This window comes from Blastococcus sp. SYSU DS0510 (assembly GCF_054050835.1).
On the sequence record NZ_JBJHAC010000022.1, the window covers coordinates 38131 to 56898 of the forward strand.

At 74.1% G+C, this 18768-nt stretch carries 17 protein-coding genes; 14 read left to right on the top strand and 3 right to left on the bottom strand.

Going from position 1 to position 18768, the window contains the following annotated elements; translation table 11 throughout:
• The first annotated feature begins 2 nt into the window (after positions 1–2).
• From ACI79P_RS16940 to ACI79P_RS16980, 9 genes are all read left to right on the top strand, one after another.
• Positions 3–668 carry a prepilin peptidase gene (locus ACI79P_RS16940; RefSeq protein ID WP_456582225.1) on the top strand — a complete coding sequence of 222 codons (666 nt, stop codon included), beginning with the start codon at positions 3–5 and terminating at the stop codon, positions 666–668.
• 92 nt (positions 669–760) lie between these two features.
• Positions 761–1945, top strand: a complete 1185-nt coding sequence (gene aroC / locus ACI79P_RS16945) for a chorismate synthase (RefSeq protein ID WP_456582226.1) — start codon at positions 761–763, stop codon at positions 1943–1945.
• Positions 1942–2475 (top strand): shikimate kinase, encoded by a 534-nt coding sequence (locus ACI79P_RS16950; RefSeq protein WP_456582227.1) that lies wholly within the window; start codon positions 1942–1944, stop codon positions 2473–2475. Before aroC ends, ACI79P_RS16950 begins: the two co-directional genes overlap by 4 nt.
• On the top strand, positions 2472–3560 hold the full coding sequence (gene aroB, locus ACI79P_RS16955; RefSeq protein WP_456582228.1) for a 3-dehydroquinate synthase: 1089 nt from the start codon (positions 2472–2474) through the stop codon (positions 3558–3560). Before ACI79P_RS16950 ends, aroB begins: the two co-directional genes overlap by 4 nt.
• On the top strand, positions 3557–3991 hold the full coding sequence (aroQ, locus tag ACI79P_RS16960) for a type II 3-dehydroquinate dehydratase (protein ID WP_456582229.1): 435 nt from the start codon (positions 3557–3559) through the stop codon (positions 3989–3991). The genes aroB and aroQ overlap by 4 nt, the downstream gene beginning before the upstream one ends.
• Positions 3988–5091: a M24 family metallopeptidase gene (locus ACI79P_RS16965; RefSeq protein ID WP_456582230.1), complete on the top strand. Its 1104-nt coding sequence runs from the start codon at positions 3988–3990 to the stop codon at positions 5089–5091. The genes aroQ and ACI79P_RS16965 overlap by 4 nt, the downstream gene beginning before the upstream one ends.
• Positions 5092–5652, top strand: coding sequence for an elongation factor P (gene efp, locus ACI79P_RS16970; RefSeq protein WP_456582231.1), 561 nt, complete (start codon positions 5092–5094; stop codon positions 5650–5652).
• 15 nt (positions 5653–5667) lie between these two features.
• Entirely contained in the window at positions 5668–6075 is a 408-nt protein-coding gene (gene nusB / locus ACI79P_RS16975) for a transcription antitermination factor NusB (RefSeq protein WP_456582232.1), read from the top strand.
• Between the two features lie 165 nt (positions 6076–6240).
• On the top strand, positions 6241–8391 hold the full coding sequence (locus tag ACI79P_RS16980) for an Ig-like domain-containing protein (protein ID WP_456582233.1): 2151 nt from the start codon (positions 6241–6243) through the stop codon (positions 8389–8391).
• Positions 8392–8545: 154 nt separating this feature from the next.
• On the opposite strand, the gene ACI79P_RS16985 is transcribed toward ACI79P_RS16980, so the two are convergent.
• From ACI79P_RS16985 to bldD, 3 genes are all read right to left on the bottom strand, one after another.
• Positions 8546–9571, bottom strand: coding sequence for a hypothetical protein (locus ACI79P_RS16985; protein WP_456582234.1), 1026 nt, complete (start codon positions 9569–9571; stop codon positions 8546–8548).
• Positions 9568–10485, bottom strand: coding sequence for an ABC transporter ATP-binding protein (locus tag ACI79P_RS16990; protein ID WP_456582235.1), 918 nt, complete (start codon positions 10483–10485; stop codon positions 9568–9570). Before ACI79P_RS16990 ends, ACI79P_RS16985 begins: the two co-directional genes overlap by 4 nt.
• A gap of 181 nt (positions 10486–10666) precedes the next feature.
• Positions 10667–11224 (bottom strand): transcriptional regulator BldD, encoded by a 558-nt coding sequence (bldD, locus tag ACI79P_RS16995; protein WP_456582236.1) that lies wholly within the window; start codon positions 11222–11224, stop codon positions 10667–10669.
• Positions 11225–11448: 224 nt separating this feature from the next.
• Here bldD and pyrR point away from each other — a divergent pair, with 224 nt between their 5' ends.
• The 5 genes from pyrR to carB are packed head-to-tail and all read left to right on the top strand — an operon-like array spanning position 11449 to position 18764.
• Positions 11449–12069, top strand: coding sequence for a bifunctional pyr operon transcriptional regulator/uracil phosphoribosyltransferase PyrR (pyrR, locus tag ACI79P_RS17000; RefSeq protein ID WP_456582237.1), 621 nt, complete (start codon positions 11449–11451; stop codon positions 12067–12069).
• Positions 12066–12986, top strand: coding sequence for an aspartate carbamoyltransferase catalytic subunit (locus ACI79P_RS17005; protein WP_456582238.1), 921 nt, complete (start codon positions 12066–12068; stop codon positions 12984–12986). The genes pyrR and ACI79P_RS17005 overlap by 4 nt, the downstream gene beginning before the upstream one ends.
• A complete protein-coding gene (locus ACI79P_RS17010; RefSeq protein WP_456582239.1) occupies positions 12983–14272 on the top strand; it encodes a dihydroorotase in 1290 nt (429 codons plus the stop codon). The genes ACI79P_RS17005 and ACI79P_RS17010 overlap by 4 nt, the downstream gene beginning before the upstream one ends.
• Positions 14269–15435: a glutamine-hydrolyzing carbamoyl-phosphate synthase small subunit gene (gene carA / locus ACI79P_RS17015; protein WP_456582240.1), complete on the top strand. Its 1167-nt coding sequence runs from the start codon at positions 14269–14271 to the stop codon at positions 15433–15435. The genes ACI79P_RS17010 and carA overlap by 4 nt, the downstream gene beginning before the upstream one ends.
• Positions 15435–18764, top strand: coding sequence for a carbamoyl-phosphate synthase large subunit (gene carB / locus ACI79P_RS17020; RefSeq protein ID WP_456582241.1), 3330 nt, complete (start codon positions 15435–15437; stop codon positions 18762–18764). The genes carA and carB overlap by 1 nt, the downstream gene beginning before the upstream one ends.
• The last annotated feature ends 4 nt before the right edge of the window (positions 18765–18768 follow it).

The following is an 18768-nucleotide window of genomic DNA, read 5'->3' on the forward strand; positions in this document are numbered from 1 at the left end:
CCGTGGACGTGTCCCGCCCGGTCCTCGCCGGCGTCGCGGTGCTCGCCGGGCTGCTCCTCGGACCGGTGCTGGCCCGCGTCTCGGTCCGGCTCGCCGCCCGGGACGACGCCGCCCTGCCCACGCCGACCCGGATCGCGCTGACCGGGGCGCTCACGGCCGCGCTGCTGGCCGCCGCCGTCCTGCTGGGCGGCGTCCGGCCCGCCACCGTGGGGCTGCTCTGGGTCGCGGGGGCCGCGGTCGTGCTCGCCGGCGTGGATCTCGCGGCGCACCGGCTGCCCGATCGGGTGGTGCTGCCGGCCGCCGCCGTGTGCGGGGCCGCCCTGCTCGTCGACGCCGCTGTGCTGGGCACGTGGCTGCCACTGGCGCGGGCCGTCGCGGCGGGCGCCGTCGCCCTAATCGTCCCGGGGGTGCTTCGGCTGCTCGCGCCCGCGGCCCTGGGTCTCGGGGACGTCAAGCTGCTCGGGCTCCTGGGGCTGGTGCTGGGCTGGTTCGGCTGGGGGGTGCTGCTCGCCGGTGTGTTCCTCGGCCTGCTCACCGGGGCGGCGGTGTCGGTGGCCCTGGTCGCGACCCGGCGGGCGGGCTGGCGCAGCACGGTCCCCTTCGGCCCGCCGCTGCTTGCCGGTGCCGTCCTGGCGCTCGCGATCGGCGGGCTGCCGCCCGTGCCGTGATCGCCCCTCTGCACGGCCCCGGTCCAGAGGCTCGCCCCGAGCTTGCGAGGGGGGACGAGGACCGGGGTCCTCCTCCTTCTAGACTCCCCAGCATGTTGCGCTGGCTGACCGCCGGTGAGTCGCACGGCCAGCAGCTCACCGCCATCCTCGAGGGCCTCCCGGCCGGGGTCGAGGTGCAGACGGCCGACCTCGACCTGCAGCTCGCCCGCCGCCGGCTGGGGCACGGGCGGGGTGCCCGGATGTCCTTCGAGCAGGATCTCGTCACCCTCACCGGGGGCGTCCGCCACGGCCGCACCCAGGGCGGGCCGATCGCGGTGCAGGTGGGCAACACCGAGTGGCCCAAGTGGCAGACGGTCATGTCCGCCGACCCGGTCGACGCCGAGATCCTCGCCGGGCAGGCCCGCAACGCGCCGCTGACCCGCCCGCGGCCCGGCCACGCCGACCTGGCCGGCATGCAGAAGTACGGCTTCGACGACGCCCGGCCGGTGCTCGAGCGGGCCAGCGCCCGGGAGACCGCTGCCCGCGTCGCCCTCGGTGCGATCGCCCAGGCGTTCCTGCGGCAGGCGCTCGGGGTCTCGGTGGTCAGCCACGTCGTGGGCATCGGTCCCGTCGTCGCCCCCGACGGCATCGTCCCCGGTCCGGACGACAACCCGCGGCTCGACGAGGACCCGGTGCGCTGCGCCGACCCCGCGACCAGCGCGCGGATGACCGCCGAGATCGACGACGCCCGGAAGAACGGCGACACCCTCGGCGGCGTCATCGAGGTCGTCGTCCACGGGCTGCCGCCGGGGCTGGGCAGCCACGTGCACTGGGACCGGCGCCTCGACGCGCGGCTGGCCGCCGCCCTCATGGGCGTGCAGTCGGTCAAGGCCGTGGAGGTCGGCGACGGGCTGGAGACCGCCCGCCGCCGCGGCTCGGTGGCCCACGACGAGATCGTGCTCGCCGACGGCGGGACGCGGGTCCAGCGGCTCACCGACCGCGCCGGCGGCATCGAGGGGGGCATGACCAACGGCGAGGTGCTGCGCGTGCGCGCCGCCATGAAGCCGATCAGCACGGTGCCCCGGGCGCTGCAGACCGTCGACGTCGCCACCGGCGAGGCGGCGGTCGCGATCAACCAGCGCAGCGACGCCTGCGCCGTCCCCCGGGGCAGCGTCGTCATGGAGGCGATGGTCGCCCTCGTCCTGGCCGACGCGTCGCTCGAGAAGTTCGGCGGCGACTCGGTCGCCGAGACCCGGCGCAACGCCCAGGGCTACCTCGACTCCCTGCCCTACCGGTGAGCGGTCCCGCCCTGGTCCTCGTCGGTCCCCCGGCCTCGGGGAAGACGACGGTCGGCACGGCGGTCGCCGCCGCGCGGGCGCTGCCCTTCCGGGACACCGACCGCGACGTCGAGGAGGAGGTCGGCGCGACGGTCGCCGACCTGTTCGTCCAGCGCGGCGAGCCGCACTTCCGCGCCCTCGAGGAGCGGGCGGTCGCCCGGGCGCTCGGCGAGCACACCGGGGTGCTCGCCCTCGGCGGCGGTGCGGTGACCAGCGCCGCCACCCGGGAGCTGCTGGTCGCCCACGGCCGGGCCGGCGGCACCGTCGTCTGGCTGGACGTCGACGTCGCCTCCGCCGCCCGCCGCGTGGGGCTCTCCCGCGACCGTCCGCTGCTGGCCGTCAACCCGCGCGCCATGCTGCGGTCCATGCTCGAACAGCGCGCCCCCCTGTACGCGGAGGTGGCCACGCACCGCGTGCCCACCGCGGGGCGCCCACCGGAGGAGGTCGTCGCCGAGGTGCTCGCCGTCCTGACCCCGGAGGAGGCCCGGTGACCCGGCGCGTCCCGGTCGCGGGGGAGCAGCCGTACGAGGTCGTCATCGGCCCCGGCGCCCAGGCGGAGCTGGCGCTCGTGCTCGCCGGCACGCCCAAGGTCGCCGTCGTCCACGCGCCACCGCTCGCCGCCGCGGCCGGCGCCGCCGTGGAGACGCTGCAGACCGCCGGCGTCGCGGCCGAGGCGGTCGTGGTCCCCGACGGCGAGGCGGCCAAGACCGCGCAGGTCGCCGCCGAGGTGTGGGAGGAGTTCGGCCGGCTGGGGCTGACCCGGTCCGACGCCGTCGTCGGCGTGGGGGGCGGGGCCGTCACCGACCTCGCCGGCTTCCTCGCGGCGACGTGGACCCGCGGCATCCGCGTCGTCCAGGTGCCCACCAGCCTGCTCGGCATGGTGGACGCCGCCGTGGGCGGCAAGACCGGCATCAACACCGCGGCGGGCAAGAACCTGGTCGGCGCCTTCCACCCGCCGGCCGCCGTGCTGGCCGACACCGACCTGCTGGCCGGCCTCCCCGAGGACGAGTTCCGCGCGGGGCTGGCCGAGGTGGTCAAGTGCGGCTTCATCGCCGACGGCCGCATCCTTGAGCTGCTCGCCGCCGACCCGACCGGCCGCCGCGACACCGAGGAGCTCATCGAGCGGGCGGTGCGGGTCAAGGCCGCCGCGGTGGGGGAGGACCTGCTCGACACCGGGGTCCGCGAGTTCCTCAACTACGGCCACACCCTGGGCCACGCGGTGGAGCGGGTCGAGGACTTCGGCTGGCGCCACGGCGAGGCGGTCGCCGTAGGGCTGGTCTTCGCCGCCGAGCTCGCCGGCCGGGCCGGCCTGCTGACCCGCGCGGAGGTCGACCGGCACCGCGAGCTCCTCACCGCCATGGGCCTGCCCACCACCTACGCCGGCGACTGGGAGCGGCTGCAGCAGGTGATGCGCGTGGACAAGAAGGCCCGCGGCGCCTCGCTGCGCTTCGTCGTCCTCGACGGGCTGGGCAACCCCCGCATCCTGACCGACCCCGACCAGGCCTGGCTGGACGCGGCCTGGGCCGCCGTGGCCGAGCACCCACCCGCCCCGCCGCCCCCTCCGGAGATCACATGACGATCCAGGTGCTCAACGGCGCCAACCTCGGCCGGCTCGGCACCCGCGAGCCCGAGGTCTACGGCACCACGACCTACGACCAGCTCGTCGAGCTGGTGGAGACCGCCGCCCGGGAGCTCGGCATCGAGGTGGCCGTGCGCCAGACCGACGACGAGGGCCAGCTGCTGCGCTGGATCCACGAGGCCACCGACGCCGGCGACCCCATCGTGGTCAACCCCGGTGGCTGGTCGCACACCTCGATCGTGCTGCACGACGCCCTGGCCGCGGTGACCGCGCCGGTCGTGGAGGTGCACATCAGCAACATCCACCGGCGCGAGGAGTTCCGGCACCACTCCTACGTCTCCCGGGTGGCCGACGGCGTCATCGCCGGGCTCGGGGTGCACGGCTACGTGTTGGCGCTGCAGTGGATGACGCTGCGGGGGGTGCGGTGAGCCCGGCCTCGGGACGACGGGAGGTCCTGCGCGCCACCGCCGCCGAGCGCGGGCTGGACGCCGTCCTCGTCACCACCCTGCTGAACGTCCGCTACCTCACCGGCTTCACCGGCTCCAACGGCGCGCTGCTGCTGCGGGTCGACGGCGATGACCTCTTCGGCACCGACGGCCGGTACACGACCCAGGCCGGGGTCCAGGTGCCCGACCTGGAGCTGCTCGTGGACCGGGCGACCGTGCCCGCGCTGGCCCGGGAGGCGGTGCGGCGAGGCGCGGGCCGGATCGGCTACGAGTCCCACGACCTCACCGTCGACGGGCTGCACGGCCTGGAGCGGGTGCTCACCGACGCCGCCGCCGGTGGCACCGTCCCGGAGCTCGTCTCGGTACGCCGGGCGGTCGAGGGGCAGCGGGCGGTCAAGGACGCCGGGGAGGTCGAGTCGCTGCGCCGGGCGTGCGCCGTCGCCGACCAGGCGCTGGCCGAGCTCGCCGCCGAGGGGGCGCTGCGCCCCGGGCGCACCGAGCTGGAGGTCGGCCGGGAGCTCGACGCCCGCATGCTGGCGCTCGGCGCCGAGGCGCCGTCGTTCGAGACGATCGTCGCGGCCGGGGCCAACTCCGCCGTGCCGCACCACCGGCCCGACCGCACCGAGCTGCGCGCCGGCGACTTCCTCAAGCTCGACTTCGGCGCCACCGTCGACGGCTACCACTCGGACATGACCCGCACCCTGGTGCTCGGCCACGCGGCCGACTGGCAGCGGGAGATCTACGCGCTCGTGGCCGAGTCACAGGCCGCGGGCCGGGCGGCGCTCGCCGTCGGTGCCGACGTCGTCGCGGTGGACGCCGCGGCGCGGGACGTGATCGTCGCGGCCGGCCACGGCGACCACTTCACCCACGGCCTCGGGCACGGCGTGGGGCTGGAGATCCACGAGGCGCCAGGCATCGGTCAACAGGGCGCGGGTACGCTTGCCGCCGGTATGGCCGTCACCGTGGAGCCGGGTGTGTACCTGCCCGGCCACGGCGGTGTCCGGATCGAGGACACCCTCATCGTCACCGATGACGCGCCCGAGTTGTTGACCCTCACGAGCAAGGAACTGCTGGTCCTCTAGATGGCTACCACCAACGACCTGAAGAACGGCATCGTCCTCAACCTGGACGGGCAGCTCTGGACCGTCACCGACTTCCAGCACGTCAAGCCCGGCAAGGGCGGGGCCTTCGTGCGGACGACGCTGAAGAACGTGCTGTCGGGCAAGGTCGTGGACAAGACCTTCAACGCCGGCACCAAGGTCGAGACGGCCACCGTGGACAAGCGGTCGATGACCTACCTGTACAAGGAGGGCACCGACTTCGTCTTCATGGACGGCGACACCTTCGAGCAGATCTACGTGCCGGCCGAGACCGTCGGCGACGGCGCGAACTACCTGCTGGACAACACCGAGGTCGTCGTCGCGGTCCACGACGGCACCCCGCTGTACGTCGAGCTCCCGGTGACCATGGAGCTGGTCGTCGAGCACACCGACCCGGGCCTGCAGGGCGACCGCTCCACCGGTGGCACCAAGCCCGCCACGCTGGAGACCGGCGCGCAGATCCAGGTGCCGCTGTTCATCAGCACCGGCGAGAAGCTGAAGGTCGACACCCGCGACGGCCGCTACCTCGGCCGCGTCAACTGATCGCGGGCTGACTCCGTGGCTGCGCGGACCAAGGCGCGCAAGCGCGCCGTCGACGTCCTGTACGAGGCCGACGTCCGGGGCCGGGAGCGGGTCGAGCTGCTCCGCGAGCGGGTCGCCGACGGCAACCCGCCGGTCCCGGACCACGCGATCCGCCTGGTCGAGGGCGTCGACGAGCACGGCGCCCGCATCGACGAGCTGATCGAGGCGCACACCTCCGGCTGGTCCCTGGAGCGGCTGCCCGACGTCGACCGCGCGATCCTGCGCATGGCGACCTACGAGCTGCTGTGGGTGGACGACGTGCCCGACGCCGTCGTCATCGACGAGGCGGTGGAGCTGGCCCGGGCCATCTCGACCGACGAGTCGCCCCGCTACGTGAACGGCGTGCTCGGCGCCATCCTCGCCGCCGAGGTCCCCACCGCCTGACCGGTGCCTCGCCAGGCTCGGGGGGTGGGGTCACCCCCATGCCGGGGGGTCCCCCCGACGACGGGGTGCAGCACAGTCGCAGGTGGTCGACCGGGTCCGGCGCGGTGCGCCGTCAGGGGTCCGTGAGGGCAGGGGCCCGGACCACCGGAGTGCGAGGAGCGTCCGTTGTCGCGCCAGCTGCAGCAACCCCGTGACCGTCGTCGTCGGTGGGGCGTGGCCGCCGCCGGGACGGCGATGGCCCTCGTCGCGCCGGTCCTGGCCGGCACGGCGCCGGCGTCGGCGTCCCTCACCGGTCCGGGCGTCGGGCCGAACAAGAACATCACCGTCTTCCACAACCTCGACTTCGTCGGGGTCTTCGGTTACGGCACGGCCGGCCAGACCGTGCGGGTCGAGGTGATCCGCGACGGCGCCGTGATCGGCGTCGCCGAGGGGCCGGCCTGGAACACCGACGAAGGCGTCGGCCTGGAGGTCAACCACGGCGTCGAGGCCGGGGCGCCGGTGTACCCGGGTGACTGCTGGGCCGGCGGCACGCCGGACATCAGGCCCGGCGACCGGGTCGTCGTGCACGCGGGGACGATCCGCAACGAGGTCACCGTCGACGACATCCGCTGGACCGGCACCCCTGAGGCGGCGGACGAGAACGGGGACGGGACCTCCGACTCCGTGGTGGTCCGAGGGGTCGCCACGCGGTTCGACGGCACGGTCATCCCGCCGTCGGTCCTCGACTCCGGCGAGTTCCGCAACGAGAGCGGTAAGTACCGCGCCACCCCGGATGCCATCGAGGCCGACCCGGGTGTCCACGGCGGCTTCCTCGTGCGGTACCGCGCCCCCTACCTCGGTTTCCGCAACAGCGACGGCCTGACCGAGGCCCAGCGGCATCAGGCGCTGCTCACCGAGGACGGTCACGCCATCGGCATCGGGCACACCGAGCCGCTGCCGCGGGAGTCCATGCTGGTCGACGGTCTCTCCGACGTCACCGGCCCGGCGCCCGGCTGCGAGAACTTCAGCCAGGACCTGCTGCCGCCCCAGCCGATCAGCCACACGCCGGCTCCGGATGCCCGCGACGTCGGCCGGCTGACCAACGTCACCGTCGGCTTCGACGAGCCGGTCACCGGGCTGAGCGCCTCCACCTTCACGCTGTCCGCCTCCGACGGGACGGCGGTGACCGCGGGGGTCGCCTACAACCGGACCACCGGGGTGGCCACCCTCAACCCGTTCCCGGGCACGACCGACCCCTTGGCCGCCGGCACCCGCTACACCGCCACCGTCAGCGCGACGGTCACCGACGCGGCGGGGAACCCGCTGCCGAAGACCAGCTGGTCCTTCGTCACCAGCGGCGAGGGCCCGGACAACGACCGCACCCCGCCCACCGTCGTCAGCCGGGCACCGGAGGACGGCGCGACCGGCGTGGCCCGGGGCGTGAACGTGCTGGTCGGCATGAGCGAGGCGGTGGCGAAGCCCGACGCGACGTCGGTCCGGTTGGCCGCGCCGGACGGTTCGACGGTGCCCGCGGTGGTCAACGTCAACGCCACGACGAACACGGTGATCGTCAACCCGGACGCCGATCTCGCCGCCGGCACCACCTACCAGGTCGTCCTGACCGACGGTGTGAAGGACCTCGCCGGCAACGCGCTGGCGCCCACGACGTGGACGTTCACCACCAGCGGGACGGCGTCCGGGGACACCGTGCCGCCGACGGTCACCAGCCAGTCGCCTCCACCGGGCGCGACCGGCGTCGCCAAGGGGGCCAACGTGCTGGCCGGTATGAGCGAGCCGGTCGTCAAGCCGGACTCGTCGGCGGTGTGGCTGGAGACGGCCGACGGGTCGCGGGTGCCCGCCGCGGTCAACTACAACGCGACGAGCAGGACGGTCATCCTGAACCCGGCCGGCGACCTGGTGGCCGGCTCGTACACGGTCGTGCTGACCGACGGGGTGGAGGACGTGGCCGGCAACGCCCTGGCGCCGACCAGCTGGACGTTCACCGTCGGCGCGGCCACGGCGGACACCGTGGCGCCGACGGTGACCACCCGTACGCCGGACCGGGACACCACCGGCGTCGGCCGCGCCGCCAACGTGTTCATCACCTTCGACGAGCCGATGACCAAGCCGGACACCTCCGTCGTGTGGCTCGAGGCACCGGACGGATCGCAGGTCCCGACGGCGGTGACCTACAACGCCACGAACAACACCGTGGTCCTCAACCCGGACGCGGATCTCGCCGCGGCCACGACGTACACGGTGGTGCTGACGGCCGGGGTCGTGGACCGCGCGGGCCTGCCCGTCGCCGCCGAGGAGTGGTCCTTCACCACCCGCTGACCCGGACGCGTCCGACCTCTCCGCAGGGGCCCGCCGTCATGCCGGGCCGGCGTCGAGCGGGGCCCCGGAGGGGTCCCCGAGACGTCGGCGGACGCGCTCGTCGCAGGTCGAGACGGCACCTGGCCGCGGTGTCGTCCGGAGGACGACGATGTGCTCAGTGCAGGTCGCGGCGGAGGAACAGCCAGGTGCCGACACCCACGAGCACCGCGGCGAAGCAGCCGACGACGAGGCCGCCCTGCAGGTTGGTGACCAGGTAGGTGGCCGGCGCGGCCGGTGAGGGCCCGCCCCCGAAGTCGACGAGCTCCAGCCCGCCCGGGAGGACCAGGGCGATGGAGTTGGTCGACAGCAGCCACCGGTCCGTCGTGGGCTCGAGGATGCGCAGCGCGTTCTCCGCGATCGCGAAGTAGACGAAGCCGACGCCCAGGGCCGCCCCGGTGTTGCGCACCAGGTTCGCCAGGCCGAAGCCGATGAGGCCGACCAGCACCGTGAGGACGATCCCGCGGCCCTGGGCGGCGAGCAGCCCCGACCAGAAGCCCTCGGGAACCTCGCGGTCGCTGCCCACGAGGGCGTCCAGCAGCCAGGCCATGGCCAGCCACCCGAGCTGCGCGGCGACGCCGAGGATCAGCGCCGCGAGGGCGAGGACGGCCGTCTTGGTGCCGATGACCCGGAGCCGGCTGGGCACCCAGAAGAGCAGCGCCACGATGGTGCGGGCGGACCACTCGGCCCCGATCCAGGTGGCCCCGATCAGGAAGGCGAGCACCGCCGCCGCGACGGCGAAGCCCACCGCGCCGGCCTCGCCGGAGGAGGCGAGGTCGAACGGTGCCGTGGTGACGAAGTCCTCGACGCGGACGGTCGAGGCGTCGATGGGCGGGCCGCAGAACTGGTCGACGGGCTGCCCTGCCTGCTCGGCGTCCTGCTCGCAGACCTGCCGGAACTCCTGCTCGCCGGCGAGGAACTCGTCGCGGCGCTCGGTCGCGGCGGCGAGGTCCGCGGCGGTCGGTTCACCGAAGTTGAGCAGCCCGATGACCACCGCCCCGAGCCAGCCGAGGGTGGCCAGCGCGAGGAGCACCTGGATGAACCGGCGGGAGGTGAACCGGTGCACCTCGGCGCGGAACAGGCTGCCCCGCGTCCGGGTCGCCCCTACCGGCGCGGCCATCGGCTGCTCGGCCACCGCGCTCACGCCCGCTCCCCGGTGATCGCGAGGAAGGCGCTCTCCAGGTCAGGGGTCACACGGACCAGCTCCTCGACGTAGTGGCCGTGCCCGGCGAGCACGCGGGTGATCTCGCCCGGCGCGGGAGCGCCGTGCACGAGGATCTGCCCGTCGGGCGCGGGGGAGACGGAGAAGCCGGCGCCGAGCAGCACCGCCGCGGCGGCGGCCGGGTCGGGCACCGCGACGCGCACGTCCCCCGTGCCGGCCCGGTCGAGGACGGACGAGACCGGCCCGGCGGCGACCTGGCGGCCGCGGGCGAGGATGGTGACCGAGTCGCAGACCTGCTGGATCTCGGCGAGCAGGTGGGAGGAGAGCAGCACCGTCGTCCGGCCGTCGGACCCCAGCCGCCGGATCAGCTCGCGGACGTCGCGGATCCCGGCCGGGTCCAGGCCGTTGCTGGGCTCGTCGAGGATCAGCAGGCGCGGGGCCTTGAGCAGCGCCGCCGCGATGCCGAGGCGCTGCTTCATGCCGAGCGAGTAGCCCTTGAACCGGTCGCCGGCGCGCTCACGCAGGTCCACCAGCTCCAGGCACTCCTCGACGCGGGCTGCGGGGACGCCCGCGGTCTCGGCGAGCAGCTCGAGGTTCCGCCGGCCGGTGAAGCCGGGGAAGAACAGCGGGGTCTCGACCAGGGCGCCGACGTCGCCGATCACCCGGGGGAGGTCGGTGGGCACCGGGCGGTCCAGCAGCCGGATCTCACCGGCCGAGGGACGGACCAGGCCCAGGAGGACGCGGATGGACGTGGTCTTGCCGGAGCCGTTGGGCCCGAGGAGCCCGTGCACCCCGCCGGACTCGACCGTCATGTCGAGGCCGTCCAGCGCGCGGAGCTCCTGACCACCCCGCCTGCGGTAGGTCTTGGCGACCCCGGACATCTGCACCGCCGGCACGCCGGCCTCCAGCCTCCCGGGCGCGCGCCCGGGTCGCCGCACCCTGGCACATCGGCTGCTCCGCGGACAGCACTCGCGGCGCGTGTCCGGAACCGGCCGGTCCCGGTGAGCCCGATGGAACGGCCCTCCTGCAGGGACCCGGCGCGAGACTGCGAGCGCTGGGGCGCAGGGGGGCCTTCGATCAGCGCGGAGTGCGCCGGCGGTCGCCCCAGGAGTCGTCCACGTCGTCGTCGAGCTCCTCGTCACCGCCGGAGCTGACGATGCCCTCCATGCCGGGGGAGAGCACGCCCCACTCGATCAGCCGTGAGGTGAGCTCGTCGGGGCTCATGTCGTAGATGATCGCCAGTGACTTGAGGTCCTCGGCGCGGATCGAGAGGACCTTGCCGTTGTAGTCGTGCCGCTGGGCCTGGATGGTGGAGGCGTAGCGGGCGAGCGGGCCGGCCTCGTCGGCGGGCAGCGACCCCAGCGACTCGAGGTTCAGCACGATCTTGTTGGTCGAGGTGACCGCGGAGCTCGGCCGCGGGTCGGGCAGCAGCTCCGACACCGGGACGCCGTAGAAGACCGCGAGCTCGGAGAGGCGCTGCACGGTCACGGCGCGGTCGCCGCGTTCGTAGGAGCCGACGACGACCGCCTTCCAGCGGCCGTGCGACTTGTCCTCCACCCCCTGCAGGGAGAGGCCCTGCTGGTTGCGGATCGCGCGGAGCCGGGCGCCGAGGGCCCGTGAGTAGTCGGTGCTCATCGCTGTCTGCTCACTGTCCGTCGTCTCGGATCGGGGTCGTTCGTCACGCAGCGTACGTGCGAAGCGGGGATCACAACAGCCGGGACGGCACGAAACCGCAGGCGGACGGCGCACCGGCAGGCCCGGCCGGGCGGCGGCGGGCCCGAGGAGGGCGTGCAGTACCGTCGACGCCGGTCCGACCGCTCCTTTAACGACCCGTCCAGTGAGGCGGGGAAGGAGGCCTCATGGCCCGCTCGCCCGACCCTGCCCGGAGCACGTCTCCCGGCAGCGCCCCCGGCACTCTGCTCTCGTCCGCCGACGTCGCCCGCGTCGTCGACCGCATGGCCCACCAGCTCATCGAGCGGGCGGCCAGCCTGCGTCCCGACGACGGCGCCGACCAGGCCGACGGGGGGCTCTCCGACCTGGTCCTCGTGGGCATCCCGACCCGTGGCGCGCCGCTGGCCCGCAGGCTGGCCGCCCGCATCGCCGCGTTCACCGGCGTGACCGTCGACGTCGGGACCGCCGACATCACGCTCTACCGCGACGACCTGCGGCTGCGCGGCGTCCGGGCGCTGGAGCCCACGGTCATGCCCGACGGCGGCATCGACGACCGGCTCGTCGTCCTCGTGGACGACGTCCTCTACTCCGGCCGGTCCGTGCGGGCCGCGCTGGACGCGCTGCGCGACCTGGGCCGCCCGCGCAGCGTCCAGCTGGCGGTGCTGGTCGACCGGGGTCACCGCGAGCTGCCCATCCGCGCCGACTTCGTCGGCAAGAACGTGCCGACGTCGAGGTCGCAGCAGGTGCGCGTGCACCTCACCGAGATCGACGGCGTCGACGAGGTCCTGGTCACGGAGGGGGACCGGTGAAGCGGCACCTGCTGGAGTCCGCGGACCTGGACCGGGACGACGCGACGCTGGTGCTCGACACCGCGGCGCAGATCGACCAGGCCCTCGCCGGCCGTGAGGTGAAGAAGCTCCCGACGCTGCGCGGGCGGACGGTGGTCAACCTCTTCTACGAGGACTCCACCCGCACCCGGATCAGCTTCGAGCTCGCCGCCAAGCGGCTGTCGGCCGACGTCATCAACTTCTCGGCCAAGGGCAGCAGCGTCTCCAAGGGCGAGAGCCTCAAGGACACCGCGCTCACCCTGGAGGCGATGGGCGCCGACGCCGTCGTCGTCCGGCACTCCGCCTCCGGCGCGCCGCACCGGCTGGCGAACTGGGTGCGCGGCAGCGTGGTCAACGCCGGCGACGGCACCCACGAGCACCCCACCCAGGCGCTGCTGGACGCCTACACGATCCGGCAGCGGCTGGGCCGGCTCGACGGCGTGCGCGTGACGATCGTCGGCGACGTCCTGCACAGCCGGGTGGCCCGCTCCAACGTCGGGCTGCTGCACACCCTGAGGGCCCAGGTCACGCTGGTCGCCCCGCCGACCCTGCTGCCGGTGGGCGTGGGCAGCTGGCCGGCCGAGGTGGGCTACGACCTGGACGCGGTGCTGCCCAAGAGCGACGTCGTGATGATGCTGCGGGTGCAGGCCGAGCGGATGAACGCCTCGTTCTTCCCCAGCGCCCGCGAGTACAGCCGCCGCTACGGCCTGGACGCCCGCCGCATGGCCGCCCTGCCCGACGACGCCATCGTCATGCACCCGGGCCCGATGAACCGCGGCATGGAGATCGCCGCCGAGGTGGCCGACTCCGTCCGCTCCACGATCGTCGAGCAGGTCGCCAACGGGGTCTCGACCCGCATGGCCGTGCTCTACCTGCTGCTCGGAGGTTCTCCCCAGTGACCACGTACCTGATCAAGGGCGCCCGGCCGCTGGGCGGCGACCCGGCCGACATCCTGGTGAAGGACGGCCGCATCGCCGCCGTCGGTGACGCGCTGGACGTGCCCGGGGCCGAGGTGGTCGAGGCGGCCGGGCTGGTCGCGCTGCCCGGCCTGGTCGACCTGCACACGCACCTGCGTGAGCCGGGCCGCGAGGACGCCGAGACGGTGGGGACCGGCAGCCGCGCCGCCGCGCTGGGCGGGTTCACCGCGGTCCACGCGATGGCCAACACCGACCCGGTCGCCGACACCGCCGGCGTCGTCGAGCAGGTGTGGCGGCTGGGCCAGGAGGCCGGCCTGGTCGACGTCGTCCCGGTGGGCGCGGTCACCGTCGGCCTGAAGGGCGAGCGGCTGGCCGAGCTGGGCGCGATGGCCGACTCCGCCGCGCGGGTGCGGGTCTTCTCCGACGACGGGCACTGCGTCAGCGACCCCGCACTCATGCGGCGGGCGCTGGAGTACGTGAAGGCCTTCGACGGCGTCATCGCCCAGCACGCCGAGGAGCCGCGGCTCACCGTGGGCGCGCAGATGCACGAGGGCGACCGCTCCGCCCGCCTGGGTCTCACCGGCTGGCCGGCCGCCGCGGAGGAGGCGATCATCGCCCGCGACGTGCTGCTGGCCGAGCACGTCGGCGCGCGGCTGCACGTCTGCCACGTCTCGACCGCCGGCTCGGTGGAGATCCTGCGCTGGGCGAAGTCCCGCGGCGTCCGGGTGACCGCCGAGGTGACGCCCCACCACCTGCTGCTCACCGACGCGTGCGCCGAGTCCTACGACCCGGTCTTCAAGGTCAACCCGCCGCTGCGCACCGACGCCGACGTGGAGGCGCTCCGGGCGGGCCTGGCCGACGGCACGATCGACGCCGTCGGCACCGACCACGCTCCCCACGCGGTGGAGGACAAGGAGAGCGAGTGGGCGCAGGCCCGGCCCGGGATGCTCGGGCTGGAGCAGGCGCTGTCGGTCGTGATCGAGACGATGGTCGAGCCGGGCCGCCTGGACTGGGCGGGCGTCGCCGACCGCATGTCGGTCCGCCCCGCGGCCATCGGGCGGCTGGACGGGCACGGCCGTCCGCTGGCCCCCGGGGAGCCGGCCAACCTCGTGCTCGTCGACCCCGCCGCCCGCGCGGTGGTCGACCCCGCGGCGCTGGCCAGCCGCAGCCGCAACAGCCCCTATGCCGGCCGGGAGCTCCCCGGCCGGGTGGTCGCGACGTTCCTGCGGGGGACGCCGACCGTTCTGGACGGAAAGGCAACACGGTGACAGAGGCAGTGCTCGTGCTCGAGGACGGGCGGACGTTCCGGGGCGAGTCCTACGGCGCGGTCGGGACGACGGTCGGGGAGGCGGTCTTCGCCACCGGCATGACCGGCTACCAGGAGACGCTGACCGACCCCAGCTACGCCGGTCAGATCGTCGCCATGACGGCGCCGCACATCGGGAACACCGGGGTCAACGGCGAGGACGACGAGAGCAGCCGCATGTGGGTGGCCGGATTCGTCGTCCGCGACCCCGCCCGCCGCACGTCGAACTGGCGGTCGACCGGCAGCCTGGACGACGAGCTGGTCGCCCAGGGGGTCGTGGGCATCAGCGGCGTCGACACCCGGGCGCTGACCCGCCACCTCCGGGACCGGGGCGCGATGCGCGCCGGGATCAGCACCGAGCTGGATGCCGAGGCGCTGCTCGCCCGCGTGACGGCGGCCGAGAGCATGACCGGCGCCGACCTCGCGCCGACGGTGAGCACCGGCGAGCCCTACGTCGTCCCGGCGGTGGGGGAGAAGCGCTTCACCATCGCCGCGCTCGACCTGGGCATCAAGACCGCGACCCCGCGCCACCTGGCCGCGCTCGGCGTCGAGACCCACGTGCTGCCCTCCACGGCCACCGCCGAGGAGCTGCTCGCGGCCGGGCCCGACGGGGTCTTCCTCTCCAACGGCCCCGGCGACCCCGCGGCCGCGGACTACGCGGTCGCGGCGGTGCGGGGGGTGCTCGACGCCCGCCGCCCGCTGTTCGGCATCTGCTTCGGCAACCAGATCCTCGGCCGGGCGCTGGGCCTGGGGACCTACAAGCTCCGCTTCGGCCACCGCGGGCTGAACCAGCCGGTGCTCGACCGGGTCAGCGGCACGGTCCGGGTGACCAGCCACAACCACGGCTTCGCCGTCGACGCGCCGCTGGACCGGCCCACCGACACCCCGTACGGGCCGGTCGAGGTCAGCCACGTCGGGCTCAACGACGACGTCGTCGAGGGGCTGCGGCTGGTCGACGCCCCGGCCTTCAGCGTGCAGTTCCACCCGGAGTCCGCGGCCGGCCCGCACGACGCGGCGCCGCTGTTCCAGCGCTTCGTCGACCTGATGGAGGCGGCCCGCACCGGTGACGGCCCGGCCGTCAGCCCGCCCACCACGGTGCAGTCGAGCACGGGGGAGACCAACTGATGCCCAAGCGCACCGACATCGAGCACGTGATGGTGATCGGCTCCGGGCCGATCCTCATCGGCCAGGCCGCCGAGTTCGACTACTCCGGCACGCAGGCCTGCCGGGTCCTGCGCGCCGAGGGGCTGCGGGTCAGCCTGGTCAACAGCAACCCGGCGACGATCATGACCGACCCCGAGATCGCCGACGCCACCTACATCGAGCCGCTGACGCCGGAGTTCGTCGAGAAGGTCATCGCCAAGGAGCGGCCCGACGCGCTGCTGGCCACCCTCGGCGGGCAGACGGCGCTCAACATCGCCATCGGCCTGTACGAGAACGGCGTGCTGGAGAAGTACGGCGTGCAGCTCATCGGGGCCGACGTCGACGCGATCAACCGCGGCGAGGACCGGCAGAAGTTCAAGGACATCGTGCGGTCGATCGGCGCCGACGCCCCGCGGTCCAACGTCTGCGCCACCGTCGAGGAGGCGCTGGCCACCGCCGAGGAGGTCGGCTACCCCGTCGTCATCCGGCCCAGCTTCACCATGGGCGGCCTGGGCTCCGGCTTCGCCACCGACGAGGCGATGCTGCGCCGCATGGCCGCCCACGGCCTGGCCGACTCCCCGGTGCACACCGTGCTCATCGAGGAGTCGGTGCTCGGCTGGAAGGAGTACGAGCTCGAGCTGATGCGCGACCGCAGCGACAACGTGGTCGTCATCTGCTCCATCGAGAACATCGACGCGATGGGCGTGCACACCGGTGACTCGGTCACGGTGGCGCCGGCGATGACGCTCACCGACGTCGAGTACCAGCGGATGCGCGACGTCGGCATCGCCGTCCTGCGCGAGGTCGGCGTCGACACCGGCGGCTGCAACATCCAGTTCGCCGTCAACCCCGCGGACGGGCGGCTGGTGGTCATCGAGATGAACCCCCGGGTCTCCCGCTCCAGCGCGCTGGCGTCCAAGGCCACCGGGTTCCCCATCGCCAAGATCGCCGCGAAGCTCGCCATCGGGTACACGCTCGACGAGATCACCAACGACATCACCGGCGTCACCCCGGCGGCGTTCGAGCCGACGCTGGACTACGTCGTGGTGAAGATCCCGCGGTTCGCCTTCGAGAAGTTCCCCGGCGCCGACCCCCGGCTGACCACGACGATGAAGAGCGTCGGCGAGGTCATGGCGATGGGCCGCAACTTCCCCGAGGCGCTGGGCAAGGCGATGCGGTCCACCGAGACCAAGGTCGCCGGGTTCTGGACCGGGGGCGCGGAGACGCGGTCGGCCGACGAGCTCCTCGAGGCGCTGCGCACCCCGGTCGACGGCCGGCTCTACACCGCCGAGGCGGCGCTGGCCGCCGGCGCCACGGTCGAGCAGGTCGCCGAGGCCAGCGGCTTCGACCCGTGGTTCGTCGACCAGATCGCGCTGGTGCGCGAGGTGGCCGCGGACGTCCGCGACACGCCGTCGCTGACCCCGGAGCTGCTTCGGCGGGCCAAGCGGCACGGGCTCTCGGACCGGCAGATCGCCGCGCTGCGGCCCGAGCTCGCCGGTGAGGACGGCGTCCGGGCGCTGCGCTGGCGGCTCGGCGTGCGGCCGGTCTACAAGACCGTCGACACCTGCGCCGCCGAGTTCGCCGCCCGCACGCCGTACCACTACTCGTCCTACGAGGAGGAGACCGAGGTGCAGCCGCGGGAGAAGGAGGCGGTGCTGATCCTCGGCTCCGGCCCCAACCGGATCGGCCAGGGCATCGAGTTCGACTACTCCTGCGTGCACGCGGTCATGGCGCTGCAGGACGCCGGCTACGAGGCGGTGATGGTCAACTGCAACCCCGAGACCGTCTCCACCGACTACGACACCGCCGACCGGCTGTACTTCGAGCCGCTGACCTTCGAGGACGTCCTCGAGGTGGTGCAGGCCGAGCGCGCGGCCGGTCCCGTCGCCGGGGTCATCTGCACCCTCGGGGGGCAGACGCCGCTGGGCCTGGCGCAGCGGCTCAAGGACGCCGGCGTCCCGGTGCTGGGCACCTCGCCCGAGGCGATCGACGCCGCCGAGCACCGCGGGGCCTTCTCCCGCGTGCTCGCCGACACCGGGCTGCTGGCCCCCAAGCACGGCACGGCGACGACCTTCGCCGAGGCCCACGCGATCGCCACGGGGATCGGCTACCCCGTGCTGGTGCGCCCCTCCTACGTGCTCGGCGGCCGCGGCATGGAGATCGTCTACGACGACGCCACGCTCGAGGGCTACATCGCCAAGGCGACCGAGGTCAGCGACGACCACCCGGTGCTGGTCGACCGCTTCCTGGAGGACGCCGTCGAGATCGACGTCGACGCCCTCTACGACGGCACCGACCTGTACCTGGGCGGGGTCATGGAGCACATCGAGGAGGCCGGCATCCACTCCGGCGACTCGGCCTGCGCGCTGCCGCCGATCACCCTGGGCTCGGCCGACCTGCTGAAGATCCGTGCGGCGACCGGGAAGCTGGCCGAGCGCATCGGCGTCCGCGGGCTGATGAACGTCCAGTACGCGATCAAGGACGACATCCTCTACGTCATCGAGGCCAACCCGCGGGCCAGCCGCACGGTGCCCTTCGTCTCCAAGGCGACGGCGGTGCAGCTGGCCAAGGCCGCCGCGCGGATCGCCGTCGGGGAGTCGATCGCCGACCTCCGCGCGGCCGGCGTCCTCCCGGCGACCGGTGACGGCACCGACCTGCCCGACCACGCCCCGATCGCCGTGAAGGAGGCGGTGCTGCCCTTCCACCGCTTCCGCACCGTCGAGGGCCACGGGGTGGACACCGTGCTCTCCCCGGAGATGAAGTCGACCGGCGAGGTCATGGGCCTGGACGCGCAGTTCGGGACGGCGTTCGCCAAGTCGCAGGCCGCCGCCTACGGCTCGCTGCCGACCGAGGGCACGGTGTTCGTGTCGCTGGCCAACCGGGACAAGCGCTCGGCGGTCTTCCCGATCAAGCGGCTGGCCGACCTGGGCTTCCGCCTGCTGGCCACCACCGGCACCGCCCAGGTGCTGCGGCGGCACGGCGTCGCCGCCGAGGTCGTGGGCAAGTTCAGCGAGGGCCCCGGCAACGTCGTCGAGCGGATCCAGGCCGGCGAGGTCGACCTGGTGTTCAACACGCCCTTCGGGGCCCCCGGGAACAGCGGCCCGCGGCTGGACGGCTACGAGATCCGCACCGCCGCGGTGAGCGCCGGCATCCCGTGCATCACGACGGTGCAGGGCATGGCCGCCGCGGTGCAGGGCATCGAGGCGCTCCGGCACGGCGGGATCGGGGTGCGCAGCCTGCAGGAGGTGCACGCGGCGCTGGCCGGCGGCACCCACGGCGGCCCGAGCACGTTCGCGGGGACGGGGGAGTGACCTC